The organism is Chitinibacter sp. FCG-7 (assembly GCF_040047665.1).
Taxonomy (GTDB): Bacteria; Pseudomonadota; Gammaproteobacteria; order Burkholderiales; family Chitinibacteraceae; genus Chitinibacter; species Chitinibacter mangrovi.
The window spans coordinates 1,548,410-1,560,936 of sequence record NZ_CP157355.1 but is presented as its reverse complement, the minus strand read 5'-3'; the positions used below and the strand labels follow the sequence as shown (position 1 = coordinate 1,560,936).

17 protein-coding genes and 1 tRNA gene are annotated in these 12,527 nt (G+C 49.4%); 14 read left to right on the top strand and 4 right to left on the bottom strand.

Annotated features, from left to right (window positions below):
* Window positions 1-39: 39 nt before the first annotated feature.
* From ABHF33_RS07440 to ABHF33_RS07425, 4 genes are all read left to right on the top strand, one after another.
* Window positions 40-822: a ChaN family lipoprotein gene (locus ABHF33_RS07440; protein WP_348946359.1), complete on the top strand. Its 783-nt coding sequence runs from the start codon at window positions 40-42 to the stop codon at window positions 820-822.
* 131 nt (window positions 823-953) lie between these two features.
* The gene (locus tag ABHF33_RS07435; protein WP_157315021.1) at window positions 954-1,169 is read left to right on the top strand and encodes a VF530 family DNA-binding protein; all 216 of its coding nucleotides are present in this window, start codon (window positions 954-956) and stop codon (window positions 1,167-1,169) included.
* A gap of 150 nt (window positions 1,170-1,319) precedes the next feature.
* Complete coding sequence (locus ABHF33_RS07430; RefSeq protein ID WP_348946358.1) at window positions 1,320-1,547, top strand: hypothetical protein; 228 nt, start codon at window positions 1,320-1,322, stop codon at window positions 1,545-1,547.
* Between the two features lie 206 nt (window positions 1,548-1,753).
* Entirely contained in the window at window positions 1,754-2,542 is a 789-nt protein-coding gene (locus tag ABHF33_RS07425) for a hypothetical protein (protein ID WP_348946357.1), read from the top strand.
* Window positions 2,543-2,598: 56 nt separating this feature from the next.
* Here the strand turns inward: ABHF33_RS07425 and ABHF33_RS07420 are convergent, their stop codons facing one another.
* Window positions 2,599-3,252 carry a thiol:disulfide interchange protein DsbA/DsbL gene (locus tag ABHF33_RS07420; protein ID WP_348946356.1) on the bottom strand — a complete coding sequence of 218 codons (654 nt, stop codon included), beginning with the start codon at window positions 3,250-3,252 and terminating at the stop codon, window positions 2,599-2,601.
* Window positions 3,253-3,300: 48 nt separating this feature from the next.
* Window positions 3,301-3,990, bottom strand: coding sequence for an SPOR domain-containing protein (locus tag ABHF33_RS07415; protein WP_348946355.1), 690 nt, complete (start codon window positions 3,988-3,990; stop codon window positions 3,301-3,303).
* A gap of 257 nt (window positions 3,991-4,247) precedes the next feature.
* On the opposite strand from ABHF33_RS07415, the gene ABHF33_RS07410 reads away from it, so the two are divergent.
* Window positions 4,248-4,323, top strand: a tRNA-Thr gene (locus ABHF33_RS07410).
* 374 nt (window positions 4,324-4,697) lie between these two features.
* Window positions 4,698-6,833 carry a hypothetical protein gene (locus tag ABHF33_RS07405; protein WP_348946354.1) on the top strand — a complete coding sequence of 712 codons (2,136 nt, stop codon included), beginning with the start codon at window positions 4,698-4,700 and terminating at the stop codon, window positions 6,831-6,833.
* A 174-nt stretch (window positions 6,834-7,007) separates the two neighbouring features.
* Here ABHF33_RS07405 and ABHF33_RS16990 read toward each other — a convergent pair whose 3' ends face one another.
* Window positions 7,008-7,196, bottom strand: coding sequence for a helix-turn-helix transcriptional regulator (locus ABHF33_RS16990; protein ID WP_432803967.1), 189 nt, complete (start codon window positions 7,194-7,196; stop codon window positions 7,008-7,010).
* Window positions 7,197-7,574: 378 nt separating this feature from the next.
* Window positions 7,575-8,615, bottom strand: coding sequence for an HD domain-containing protein (locus ABHF33_RS07400; protein WP_348946353.1), 1,041 nt, complete (start codon window positions 8,613-8,615; stop codon window positions 7,575-7,577).
* A gap of 152 nt (window positions 8,616-8,767) precedes the next feature.
* Between ABHF33_RS07400 and ABHF33_RS07395 the strand changes: the two genes are divergently transcribed.
* The 8 genes from ABHF33_RS07395 to ABHF33_RS07360 all read left to right on the top strand — a co-directional run bounded on the left by ABHF33_RS07395 (window position 8,768) and on the right by ABHF33_RS07360 (window position 12,521).
* A complete protein-coding gene (locus ABHF33_RS07395; RefSeq protein WP_348946352.1) occupies window positions 8,768-8,974 on the top strand; it encodes a helix-turn-helix domain-containing protein in 207 nt (68 codons plus the stop codon).
* Between the two features lie 167 nt (window positions 8,975-9,141).
* Complete coding sequence (locus ABHF33_RS07390; RefSeq protein ID WP_348946351.1) at window positions 9,142-9,498, top strand: DUF2946 family protein; 357 nt, start codon at window positions 9,142-9,144, stop codon at window positions 9,496-9,498.
* A 177-nt stretch (window positions 9,499-9,675) separates the two neighbouring features.
* A complete protein-coding gene (locus ABHF33_RS07385) occupies window positions 9,676-10,857 on the top strand; it encodes a TolC family protein (protein WP_348946350.1) in 1,182 nt (393 codons plus the stop codon).
* Window positions 10,854-11,165 carry a hypothetical protein gene (locus ABHF33_RS07380; RefSeq protein WP_348946349.1) on the top strand — a complete coding sequence of 104 codons (312 nt, stop codon included), beginning with the start codon at window positions 10,854-10,856 and terminating at the stop codon, window positions 11,163-11,165. Before ABHF33_RS07385 ends, ABHF33_RS07380 begins: the two co-directional genes overlap by 4 nt.
* A complete protein-coding gene (locus ABHF33_RS07375) occupies window positions 11,116-11,424 on the top strand; it encodes a hypothetical protein (RefSeq protein ID WP_348946348.1) in 309 nt (102 codons plus the stop codon). The genes ABHF33_RS07380 and ABHF33_RS07375 overlap by 50 nt, the downstream gene beginning before the upstream one ends.
* Window positions 11,425-11,470: 46 nt before the next feature.
* A complete protein-coding gene (locus ABHF33_RS07370) occupies window positions 11,471-11,776 on the top strand; it encodes a hypothetical protein (protein ID WP_348946347.1) in 306 nt (101 codons plus the stop codon).
* Window positions 11,758-12,201, top strand: a complete 444-nt coding sequence (locus tag ABHF33_RS07365; RefSeq protein WP_348946346.1) for an efflux RND transporter periplasmic adaptor subunit — start codon at window positions 11,758-11,760, stop codon at window positions 12,199-12,201. Before ABHF33_RS07370 ends, ABHF33_RS07365 begins: the two co-directional genes overlap by 19 nt.
* 38 nt (window positions 12,202-12,239) lie before the next feature.
* Window positions 12,240-12,521 (top strand): hypothetical protein, encoded by a 282-nt coding sequence (locus tag ABHF33_RS07360; protein ID WP_348946345.1) that lies wholly within the window; start codon window positions 12,240-12,242, stop codon window positions 12,519-12,521.
* The last annotated feature ends 6 nt before the right edge of the window (window positions 12,522-12,527 follow it).

The window sequence follows — 12,527 nt, the reverse complement described above, 5'->3', positions numbered from 1 at the left end:
TTGAGTGGGGCAGAATTTATTTTTATTGCAGGAAACACCATGAAACTACTGATCTGCAGCCTAGCTGGCCTTGTGCTTTTATCGGGTTGCGCCAGCGTGACCCAGCAGCCACGCTATGTATTGCTGGGCGAAGTGCACGACAACGCTGAAGGCCATCAGCAGCGCGTTGCCGATTTGCGCGCCAAAGTAGCGGCTGGCTGGCGGCCAGCCATTGCGCTGGAGCAATTTGACTACGAATTTCAGCCGCAGCTGAGCGCTGCGCAAAGCCGCTGCGGCAGCGATACCCGCTGCATCATCGACGCCGCGCAAGGCAGCAAGCGCTGGGAATGGTCGTATTACGCGCCGCTGCTGGCGCTGGCGCAGCAATACCAGTTGCCGCTGTTGGCGGCCAATTTGTCGCGCGCCGATGCGAGCAAAATTGTGAAAACCGGCTTTGCCGCCGCGCTTAAACCTGAGCTGATTGAGCGCTATCAGCTGGAGCACATCCCCGCAGCACTGCTGGCTGGGCAGATTGAAGCGGTGCGCAGCGGGCATTGCAATCAGTTGCCGGAAAGTCTGCTGCCCGGCATGGCGCGCGCGCAGATTGCCCGCGATGTGGTGATGGCCGAAGTGATGCTCGAATCGATGAAAAGCACTGGTCGCGATGTTGTGCTGATCGCCGGTAACGGCCACGTCCGCCGCGATCTGGGCGTGCCGCAATGGCTAAAGAGCGCCCCGCTTCACAGCACCGCTTACCTTGAAGCCGCCCCGGCGCAGGGTATGTATGACAGCAGTGTGCTGGTCAAGGCCGTGCAACGCGGCGATGTGTGCGCAATGCGCTAAGTAGAGATTGGCACCTGCAAGCATAGGCAGCCCTTAACGCTGCCTAACCTCTATCGACGCTTAGGTCTTATACTGCCGGAATCAATCGGGCTGGCTTGCTGCAAAGCCAGCCCCGGCAAGGAGACCGCAGTATGACGCAACAGAAAAACAACCCCCAGCATGGCGTAACGCTGGAGCAAATGCTCACCGATCTGGTCGAGCATTTTGGCTGGAAAGGCCTGCACAAACAGATTCCGCTGCAATGCTTTTTCAATGAGCCTTCAATCAAATCCAGCCTGAAATTTCTGCGCCGCACGCCATGGGCGCGCGCCAAGGTGGAAGAGCTGGACGCCAAAATGCGCCGTTAAGGTCTGCTGAACGTAGCTGGCCAGCCCACCACTTTAAGCTGATGCTGGCGGCATACGACATGTACATTATTCACACAAAATGTAATTGAACTACGTAGTAATTGCGCATAAAATAGCGATAACAACTACACAATTACCAAGGAGTGAATCATGTTAATGTTGATTTCATCACTGATTGAACGCTGGTCGGGCAATGCGGTTCATGTTCCGGTGAATGCCCGTGTGAACCGGATCGATCATTTTGGCGGCGAACGTTTCGATGGCCGTGTTTTGAAAGTAGAAGGCAATCGCGCCCGCGTCTGCTGGCCCAAAGGTGAGAAAACCGACGAGTACCTGAGCGATCTGGTGCCGATCGACGAAGACCTGATCTGGCATTGATGTATTTAACAGGGGTATATCCACAGAGCGCTTGCTAAGATTAGCCTTGATGGATATACCACTAGCTGTATTTTGCCCGTAGCCATCGGCGCGGCGTGGTGCGTGCGCAGTTGTAAGGTAAAGCTTTCGCGATTACCCCTATTGGCATTATTATCCTTGGCTGGCATTAGTATCTTAATCATCCCAAGACCACTTGCAGCGCAATCATGCCCACTTTCAAGCCGCGTAGTACCGATTATGTCCGGGTCGAGATTGACGGGCAGCGTCGCAAATTGCTCCGTCACCAAACCTTTGACCGCTTTAATGCGTCGATGCTGGGGCTGGGTGATCTGACGCGCGAATCCAAAGCCGTCGATGCGATTGCTGCAGTGTTTGATCTGGAAGGCTTTACCCAGTTTTGCAATCAGATTGACCCGCATTTGTCGGTGCCCAGCTTTTTGCACCCGTTTCTAAGCTGGCTGATGGCCGAGCTGCGCAATGAAATGAAGCAGAAAGACGAGGACGAAGGCGTCGCGCTCTGGTGTCCCTTGCCGTTTTTCACCAAATTCATGGGCGATGGCTTGCTGGTGATCTGGTCCAGCAAGGGGCTATCGCAGGCTGCGATGCGCAATGTGATTGCTAGCACCTGGAGTATCTGCAAGAAGTATCAACATGAGTTTCTGCCCACGCTGAAATCCCGCGTGGCAGAGCCGCCAAGCCGCCTGCGCTGCGGCGTGGCACGTGGGACTGTGTATTCAGTGGGCGAGGGCAACGACTATGTGGGCTCTTGCGTCAATATGGCGGCTCGCCTGCAAAAGTTGCCCGGAATCGGTTTTGCTTTCAATCGGCGGGGGTTTGATCTGGAAGACGACAGAACCACCAGTTTTTTCACTGACCACATCATCACCCGCGAAATCTCGGTGCGTGGCATTGGCGAAAACGAGCTGGTTTGTATTTTGCGCAGCGAATACGAAAAAATGAAATCAGCCGATAAAAAGCTTTACCGCGAAGTGTGAGTCGAGGGTTAAAGGCGCAAAAAAAGCCACCGCTCGCGGTGGCTTTGGTGTGCAGGCTATTTGCTCTGCTTATTTTTCGCGCCAGCGCTTTTGCTCAGCAAGCTGTCAATCACCTTGGTAATGGTGCCATCTTCACGGCCCACCATCGACGGGCTGGTTACCCATTTGCCATTGACGATAAACATCGGTACACCATCAACCGCGTAATTGCGCGTCATTTCCGATAGCTTGTTCAACTGCATTTTTGTGGAAAAGCCATTGTAGTTGGTTTTGAATTTGGCCAGATCCAGCCCTTGCTTTTTCACCCAGTCGAACAGCACGTCTTCTTTACGCAGCTCGATGCGGTCTTGCTGAATGGCTTTGAATACCGCCATCTGGTGTTTTTTGGTCAGCCCCATGCCTTCCAGTGCCAGGAAAATCCGGGCGTGGCCTTCCATATCATTGCGGCCATCCCACATCACATGCACACGGCGGAAATTCACGTTCTTTGGTAGCTTGGCTTCCCAGGCTTCAACGACTGGTTCAACCGCGAAGCAGTGCGGGCAGCCGTACCAGAAAAATTCGATCACTTCCTGCTTGCCTGCGACAGCCACAGGCTGTGGCTTGGCCAGCGCCTTGTATTCTTTGCCTTCGGTAAAGGCTTGCGCGCCCGCAGCCGCGAGCAGGGTGGCACTTACAACAATAGTTTTAATCCAGTGTTTCAACATCATCGGCTCCGGTTAGGCTTGAACACAAACGTGCAGGGCGTGAGCAAAAACTCAGTTTTTGATCACCGTACTATCGATACCATTGTTTTTTAACAGATTGCGGGTGCGATCCAGATCGGCCTGTTCGTGAAAAGGGCCAACGCGGACGCGATGCCAGATGCCTTTTTCTGGCAATTCGGTGGTTTGAATACGCGATTCAATCCCCAGCAGTGCCAGTTTGGCTTTCAGATTGTCGGCATCATTTTCATTCTGGAATGCGCCCACTTGCAACAGGCCCGGTTTGGCTGGTGCCGCGCTGGCAGCAGGGGCTGCCGATGCGCTTGGTTTGGGGCGCGGGCTGGCGACGGGCTCTTTGGCGGCCGTGTTGGCGCTTTCGCTTGCTTCAGGCAGCATTTTGTAAAAATCAAAGCGATCGTCGCTGGCGTTGGCTGCCTCCGGTTTGCTGGCAACCGGTGGCACAGTGATCACCGGCACGGCATCTTTGCCATTGCCCGGCTGCAGTATTTCTGGCGCGCTAGTTGCCGTTTCCGGGCCGCTGGCCAGCATTTCGGCTGGGGTAGCGCGCTCTTTATTAAACGGATTACCGCTGTAGTTAAGAAAAATAGCAACGGCAACAGCAATCGCAATCCCGATAAACAGGCCAACCAGCAGGCCGGTCCACAAAGAACCACTCCCCGATTTTGTACTGCTTGAATGATTTGAACGGCCGCTAGGGCGGCTTGACTTCATGTCGCGGCTCATACTTTCTCCGGTGCGCGAACCTTGGAAAACTGCTTGAGCCGTGATTCTACCCCGCTTGTCAGCCTTGTCCAGTTGAACCAGTACTGTTGACAACGGTTTGCATGACTGCGAGGTTTTTTAACGTCAGATCGGGCGTGGACTAAGTGGAGGGACATTGCGGCACTGGGCTTGAAAAACAAATCAGACCGCTTGCTTGCAGAAAAGTTGCAACGGGGGCTTGCGCATAATTTTTTCTCTGGTAGAATGCGCAGCTCTTAGCCGATGTAGCTCAGTTGGTAGAGCACCTGACTTGTAATCAGGGGGTCGCGAGTTCGATTCCTGCCGTCGGCACCAAGACAAAGCAAAAAGCCCTTGATATTCAAGGGCTTTTTGCTTTTCTGCGTTTCAATGCCCCACATGTACACCCCACATCTGAACGGCTAGAGAAAACTTGGTGGTTATCAGAGCTAGCCTCGATCAAATCTGTGTCTGCACTTATATCGGCGATTCCAAGAAGGAAATCGCAATCTCCTATCTGGTCTGCAGACTTTTATGGTGTCGACGATAAATGGTGGCTTTATCTACAAGTCCAGATCGATATTCAAAACCTTACTTTATCCACCGTTCTCTGAGCAAATCCAAAGGTTTGCACAGGCGTGGCTTGCCATACGTTGAGTAACCAGAAATAATTGCTGTTCATCTTATTGAGTATTTAAATCTAAACGAAAATGACACTCGATATCAGAGGAAGTATAAAAAATACTAAACTAAGCTCGAATCCTTATGTCGTTTTCGAAGAGCTGGTTTCCAACGCCATAGATGCTTTCCTTATTCGAAAGCACAACGATCCTTCTACTCCCAGTATGCGCGTTGAAATCGAGATAGATTTTTCGCATGCAGACCTGCTTGGCGATTTAGAAGTGATGACCGTTTCCTGCAAAGATAATGGCTGCGGCTTTGGTGAGGATCAACTTAAAGCATTTCTGACTAAAGACACCTCCTACAAGGATGATCTTCCTATTTCAGGGATCGGCAAATGCAAGGGAGCAGGTCGAGTCCAGTTTTTTCATTACTTTTCGACCCTTTCGATCAGTAGCACCTCTCGTAACGGAAGCGAGGCCACTAAGCGTGAGCTACTTTACACTGAGCCGACGAAGCAGATTGAGGCAGGTGATTTCATCGCAAGCCAAGGAAGCACAAACGAAGTTGGGACCCTCATCAGGCTGAACGGCCTTAAGGATTCCATACGCGAACGAATTTTTCGAGGGAATACTCTGAGTGAGTTTTTCTCTGCACCTATTCTCAAAAAACAGGTGCTCATTACCTTCCTACAACGGTTAATTGGTCTTGATTCCCGTCTTGGCGATTTCGAGATCAGTTTTATCACACGCCACAGGAAAAATGGCGTGCAACAAGACTTTATTAAAAGCACTGACTTGCCGACTATCACCACCGAACGCATGGTTGATATTGAAGAGCGCGATCCTGACACAGGCGAAGGGCTTGGCTCTCACCAGCGCTTTAAACTTTCCCATTACAAACTCAATGCCGAGCAGTATGACCTCCCGAAGAATGCTGTAGCGTTTTGTGCGAAATCGTCCCCTGTGGTGGACATTACAGCCCGATATCTGCGAACTCGGCAGGAACAGAACAATCCGGTTGGTGGCTTTCACCATATTGTCCTAATCGAAAGTGACTATTTAGATCCGCGCGTCAACGAGCAGCGCGACAACTTCGACAGTATTCCAGCGGAAATTTCAAGCGGCGACTTTTTTTCCTCAGAAAAGCTGTCCTATGCCACGATTTACGAAGCGATCGATCCTGTGATTGACGAGTTGGTTGTACCCGCAGACTGGAACAAAGAGCTTGTACTCAAGGAAATTACTGATCAATTTGGGGTTAACGAGGCCATGCTTCAGGATACAGCGACGCGCATTGTATATGGAGAATCAGCGCAAGCTGTTGCCGAACGCGTACTGAAGAAGTACCAGGAACGTGTTATCAATGAAACTGTGGCTATCTTCAATCTGAAAGAAGAAATCATCAGGGCAGAACCTGACTCGGAAGAGTTCCGGGAAAAGGTCAATGAGTTGTCGTGGAAATACACGGCATCGCTGAAGAGTTTTGACATGGCCAATCTGTCACAGCTCATAGTTCGTCGCGCTGCGATTGTCGATATACTCGGATTGGCTTGCAGCAAAAGCCTCACGATGCAAAAAACGGTGCCTACTGGGAGCCGTCGTAAAGACGAACGGATCATACACAGCATTTTCTTTCCTATGCGCAAGGACTGCACCGAGGTTGCAGATCATGACATGTGGCTTTTGAGCGAGGAATATCACTATTATGACTATATTGCCTCGGACATGCCGCTTGCGAATATTTCTTGGGATAATGGCGAAAAAGTATTCGAAAGCGATATCGATCAGGAGTTGCAAAAGTTACTAGCCAAAAGAGCGGCTGATAATGGAGGGAAACGACCTGATATTGCCCTCTTCAGCAAGGAAGGATCGGCAATTATCGTCGAATTCAAAGCACCAGGCGTTTCCATGGATGAGCATATCGGTGACCTTTCAGAGTATGCCCATCTTCTCGCGGCTAAATCGGGTGGAAAGCTCAAAAAATTCTATGGATATCTGATTGGTGACACGGTCAATCCTTTGCGGCTAAATGGATGGACTCCATTTCCTGTTGGACAGGGCTGGTTTTACTCGAATCCGCTTCTCGATCCCTATACCCGGAGCCAGCTAGGTGAAACTTATTTTGAAATCTTGCATTTTAGCGATGTGATTGAACGGGCGAAAAAACGGATCGGTATTTATCAAAATAAGATCAAGTTAAATCTTTGCCGAGTTGATAATTAAGCCGTCAAAAATACTACGTCTATTTTGTAGCAATGTATATATCATGGTGAGTGGGACTGCTCGGTGTTTATAGCGACTAACGCTATACGCATGAATGCACTATTTTCGTCAGTTTACAACGTTGCCGCTACACATTAGCGGCAACGTTGCATTCTATTGCTCATGATTGAGAAATCACAACTCAATTTTATGCTGGTCGATCCAATTATTAACGTCAGTAATATCCCATGCGATTATAAATCCAATTTTCATCGGAGCAGGAAACTCTCCTCGTGCAATCATTCGCAATAATGTTGATCGACTAATACCAAGAATTCCGCCTTTCCCCGTCAATTGTGCAACCCTAACCAATCGCCTTTCCATACAACCTCCTTTGTTTTTTTATATTTTTAATTTTTATTTAAGTTGCCGTAAAGTGATTGTTTTCGTGTATGAATTTTTTTGTGTTGACAAGGAATGTTTCAATTAATGATGTATTTTTATGCGGTGTATCCATAATGCAACATGACTAATTTTTTTAATTAATCTATTCGGTAAAGTTCTCGTTATGATTTTTTATAACCTCAAACTAAGTTGAAGTTTTTTGAAGTTTTTTGAAGTTTTTTGTAATGTTGTTTGTGTTTATTTATTACTTTACTTGTCCTATGAGATTTTTTTGATGAATTTCTGGAAGGTTTCCTTGCCAAAAATATTAATTTCGGCAAGGATTTACATGGTTTTTAATTTATAGCGATACATCGTTTATTGATCATTATCCTGAGGCGACCAAAAATCGTTTCCTTTCCAACTTTTGAATCCATTTTTTGTCGGCGTTGCCATATCTTGTAGATCGGTCTCGCTACTCCAGCGGTCGGCAAAGTGAATCAAGTAGGCAATTCGCATCATGGCTGGCTTACCATACCGTGCGCCAGGGGACGCGGCTGTGAATAGGTGGCGCAGTGCAAGTGCAATTTCCTTGTCGACGCCATCAAGCCAGTGGAGGCCATTTGCTAGGACTTCAAGCGTTAATGCATCGTGCTGTATTAGGCGAGAATAGGTTGATCCATCGGGGCCAAATGTTCTGATTTTTCCAATGTCGTGCAAGAGTGCTGCGACCGTCGCTATCGCTCTTTCCGTTGTATCCATGCCTGGCCAGGCAAATACCATTTCGGCGACCTCCAAGCTATGCTTTAAAAGTCCTCCTGGTACGGAATGGTGGAATGACCAGCTGGCCTTGCAATTGAAGAAAGGGGTTGCAATTAATGGATTGGACAGCACGATTGATACGAACTGCTCCAATTCTGGATGATTAATTTTGTTGATTAACTTAATTAACTGGCTGCTACGTTTGTCATAGATACCAAATTGTTTTAAAACATCAGCGCTTAATTTTTCCGGTGGGAATGGGACTTGTTCTGTCGTTTTTTTTATTTTTACCACTTTGTAAGTGTTTTTATCTATTTTTCTAAGCCTGAAATAAAGCGGTTCTAGTTGTGTAGCTCTTTCTATTTCTCTAATTTTTTTACTATCAATAATTGCAATTTTTTTCGTAATGAAATTGGTGAGAACAAGCGCGATTGATTCTTCTCCATTTTTGTGGCGGCCTTGTATGATTTCTTCGATAAAATAATGACCTGAAGTGTGTTCCATGGACGATGATGGTGAAGGCACTTTCTGTAAATTCATAAAAGCGTCACTGTGTTTGATTAAAAATGCACCAATTTGGCTTGGCGTCGCATCACTTGTGCAAGGCTGGGTGCTTGTTACCAAAGTTGATTGTGCTTCTTTTATATGGCTCGACATGGGAATCTCCTCAAGGATAATGTAAACTCATGAGATCATTTAGGCCTTGCGAAAAGTAAAATGACCCCCTGAAGATCATTATGTGCTTCTTTTTGCATTTTTCAAGTTATTTTTGATCTCCTGTAGATTATTTACATCTTTTAGAGGGTAAAATGGTTAAATGCCACTTATCTCGAATCATGGGCGAACGTAAATTAAAGATCAGCGATGTCGCACGTGACACGGGCATAAATCGCGGAACGCTCACTCGGCTGTACTACGAAACGGCTGAAAGGATTGAGCTGCAGGTTCTGGATGAGCTTTGCCGGTATTTTTGCTGCGAAATCCAAGATTTGTTTGAGTTTAAAGATAGTGCCTGACCCAGCTGATTCAGGGGTGCCTGTTGTTTTGAGTCGCTGAGCGATCTTTATTGGTAGTTATGTTTATGAAGACAGCTGCCAGTACGTGGCCGATATGCGTTCTGCTACAGTTGATTTTATTGCGCTGATTCATCTACACTTCGTCTATCCGCTATTTGTGAGTTAACGTGCAAATTTTCCGCACTTTTCTTTTGATATTGATTTCATTCGCGCTGTCACTGAGTGTGGCTGCGGCGAAGGAATTTCCGTCGGCGGAAGATACTCACTCGAATTATCACAATGAAATGATTGTGAGTTCTGATCATCACGGTAGTGTCGATGACTCGAAAGTGAAGGATCATCACTCGGCGGATAGTAAAAAAAGCCAAGGTAGCCACTGCAATACGTGCACTTCAGCGGTGCCTTTGGCGGCAGACATCACAATGATAGCGCCGCTGCGCTCTGTGCAAAATGCAGCTACCCTGCAAGTGCTGCTGAGTTTGAATACACCCCCTCCATTACGTCCCCCTTTCTTTCGCGCCTAATTCTGGCGCGACCTTAACTCCTCTTTGCTGTAAACAATAGCGACTGAGCTAGCCTTTGGGTTGGCCGCAGATTTATTGGCGCATTTTGCATTTTTTAATCTTGTCCGCTATTTGTGGCAGTCAATCCGGGTTGCGCTGGAACGTCTTGATACGTTTTCCACTCAACAAGGATTCATCATGTCTGCTGTTAAGACAGCTTGCATACTGGCCAGCCTGTTTGTGCTCGCCAATTCGCAAGCCGCAACCCTGCGCGAAGCACTCGATCAAGCCTGGTCAGTACACGCAGCTGCGCAAAATGCACAAAACGAGCGCTATAGTGCCGACATTCAAGCGAGCCAAGCCTGGACACCCGAACCGCCCAGTATTGGGTTTTCTCATACGACCGATCAACTTAATGACAATACTGGCCGCCGCGAATGGGAAGTGGAACTATCTACGTCTGTTTGGACTTATGGTCAGCGTGAACGCGCTACCAATGTGGCACTGGCCGAACAAGCCGCTTTCACTGGCGAATCTATACTCGCTCGCCTGAGCTTGGCGGGAGTGCTTCGCGAAGCTTGGTGGGACGCTCGGCTGGCCCAATTGGATTTTGATCTGGCCAAGCGGAAATTGGCTGCCGAGCAAGAAATCGCCATCGATGTGAACCGCCGAATTAAATCCGGTGATTTGGCTCCGACAGATGACAGACAAAGCAAAATTGCCGTGTTGCAAGCCAAGAAAGAAGTCGGGATTGCTCAGCTTGCGTTCGAACGCGCACAGCAAAGCTTTGCCTTACTCAGCCGTGGTGTAGCTCTACCGGAACATGCAGAGGTTTTGCAAGAACGCGCTGGTGAGCATCCACAGTTAGCCAGCCTTGATCTCAATGCCAAGAGCGCACAAGCCAAGCTACAACAGGCGGCAGGTGATACACGCAATGCGTCCGAAGTCGCACTGACGTACACCTCGGAAAAAGACGCCTCCGACGAGCCCTATCGCGGTCGTGTGAAAGTGGGCATCAAAATCCCATTTGGCTCTGAAGCCAGAAATCGGCCACGTATTGCTGCGGCCAACGCAGCACTGATTCAAGCACAAACCCAGCTAGATCTTGAAAAGCAGCAGGTGACCAATGCTTTGAAAGCAGCGCAGTCTGAGCTGGCACAAAGCCGTGCCGAACAAGACATTGCCGCCGAACAATTGCAATTGGCCAATGAGCGTGCGCAATGGATAGAGAAAGGCTTTCGCATGGGTCAATTCGATCTGACAACGCAGCTTAAAAGCCTGCAAGACCGTTTTGCTGCCGAATCCGAGCAGGCCCGCACGCGTCTCGCTGTCGATCGCGCCATTTCCCGAATGAATCAAGCCGCAGGAATCTTGCCATGATCCCCAAAAAATTACTGTTATCACTCATGTTGAGTGGGATGTGTTTCATGAGTACCAGCCCAGCCTTTGCCCATGGTGATGAAGACCATAGCGGCGGTGCAAAACCTGCCGCTGTGAGCTCGACCGGCATGCCTACTGCCGAAGCCAAATCGGAAGATTTTGAGCTTTTGGCACAAATGAAAGGCAATACGCTGCAGGTTTATTTAGATCGCTATCGCGACAATTCGCCGGTTGAGAAGGCGCAGATTGAAGTTGAGAGTGGCGCTATTAAAGCGAGAATTCAAGTCTATTGCCCCTGGAGAGTATAGCGCCAAATTGCCTGCTTTAGCTGGGGTTGGTGAATATGCCCTCGTTTTTACCGTAATTGTTGGCGAGCAATCTGATTTGCTTGAAACCACGCTGAAGGTCGCTAAACCCGTTCTGACTGAAGAGCATGCTTCTACATCGGGAACGGTTAGGTGGTGGCTCGGTGGTGGTCTGGCAGGCATCGCTGCACTGGCGTTCATCGTTATTCGTCAGCGTCGTTCAAGTGGTCAATCTTCAGGAGTTACGGGAGTCAAAGCATAATGTCGCGTAAAAAATTCTTAAAATCAATCTCATTGGCCTAGCTCTTTTGGCGTCAACGAGCGGTTCGCTATGGGCGCATGGCGATGAAGATCACGGTGCAGCACCTGTCGTCGCAACAACGAACAGTGACAAGCCACAGCGTCTGCCCGATGGTCGCGTACTGCTGCCCAAAACGGCGCAACATCGCCTGGAAATTCGTACATTGCTTGCAAGTGAAGGCACTGCTGCACGCGCAATTGAGCTTAATGGTCATGTTGTGATGGACCCCAATCGCGGAGGCCGAGTGCAGGCCAGTAGTGGCGGTCGCATTAGCGCCCCGCAGGGGGCTTGCCTTTGCTGGGCAGCAAAGTGAGTCAGGGGCAAGTTCTGGCTTGGGTGAAACCCGCTGCCAGTTCATACGAATTGGCGCAACAGCAGGCTGAGTTGGCCAAAACACGCAGCAAACTGAAATTAGCAGAGCAAACTGCTGCGCGCCTGAACGAACTCTCCAATAGCGTGCCGCGAAAGGAAATTCAGGCGGCACAAGCCGAGCTGGATGGGCTACGCGCTCGCTTTGCTGCGCTCGCCAAAGCCAGTGATGGTGAAGCTTTGCGCGCACCAGTGTCGGGCGTATTAGCGGCCAGCAATGCGATCAATGGGCAGGTCGTTGATTCCAGCGCAGTGTTATTCGAAATTGTTGAGCCCAAAAGCATGCTGATTGAAGCGCTGGCCTACGATCCGGCCTTAGTCGGCAATATCGCTAGCGCCTCATTTCAGGGGTATCGCTGCGCTATTTAGGTGGTGCGAGCGTATTGCGGGATGGCGCATTACCACTCTTGTTTGCACCTACCGAAGCTACGTCACTCGCGCTGGGGCAAACCGTCAAATTGGTCGTGCAGACGCGCGAACAAACCAAGGGCATTCGTTTACCGGCCAGCAGCGTCGTCAAAAACTCAGCGAATGAATCTGTGGTTTGGCTGCACGACAGTGCGCTCGTTTTCCGCGCGGTGCCTGTCACGCCGATTCCGGTCGATGGCAAAACTGTGCTCGTCACACAGCTCAAACCGGGCAGCCGCGTCGTGACGCAGGGCGCCACTTTGATTAATCAAATCCGCTAAGGGGAA

Coding starts and splice junctions, on each gene's coding strand:
- ABHF33_RS07440 (WP_348946359.1), top strand. CDS start 40: ATGAAACTACTGATCTGCAGCCTAGCTGGCCTTGTGCTTTTATCGGGT.
- ABHF33_RS07435 (WP_157315021.1), top strand. CDS start 954: ATGACGCAACAGAAAAACAACCCCCAGCATGGCGTAACGCTGGAGCAA.
- ABHF33_RS07430 (WP_348946358.1), top strand. CDS start 1,320: ATGTTAATGTTGATTTCATCACTGATTGAACGCTGGTCGGGCAATGCG.
- ABHF33_RS07425 (WP_348946357.1), top strand. CDS start 1,754: ATGCCCACTTTCAAGCCGCGTAGTACCGATTATGTCCGGGTCGAGATT.
- ABHF33_RS07420 (WP_348946356.1), bottom strand. CDS start 3,252: ATGATGTTGAAACACTGGATTAAAACTATTGTTGTAAGTGCCACCCTG.
- ABHF33_RS07415 (WP_348946355.1), bottom strand. CDS start 3,990: ATGAGCCGCGACATGAAGTCAAGCCGCCCTAGCGGCCGTTCAAATCAT.
- ABHF33_RS07405 (WP_348946354.1), top strand. CDS start 4,698: ATGACACTCGATATCAGAGGAAGTATAAAAAATACTAAACTAAGCTCG.
- ABHF33_RS16990 (WP_432803967.1), bottom strand. CDS start 7,196: ATGGAAAGGCGATTGGTTAGGGTTGCACAATTGACGGGGAAAGGCGGA.
- ABHF33_RS07400 (WP_348946353.1), bottom strand. CDS start 8,615: ATGTCGAGCCATATAAAAGAAGCACAATCAACTTTGGTAACAAGCACC.
- ABHF33_RS07395 (WP_348946352.1), top strand. CDS start 8,768: ATGGTTAAATGCCACTTATCTCGAATCATGGGCGAACGTAAATTAAAG.
- ABHF33_RS07385 (WP_348946350.1), top strand. CDS start 9,676: ATGTCTGCTGTTAAGACAGCTTGCATACTGGCCAGCCTGTTTGTGCTC.
- ABHF33_RS07380 (WP_348946349.1), top strand. CDS start 10,854: ATGATCCCCAAAAAATTACTGTTATCACTCATGTTGAGTGGGATGTGT.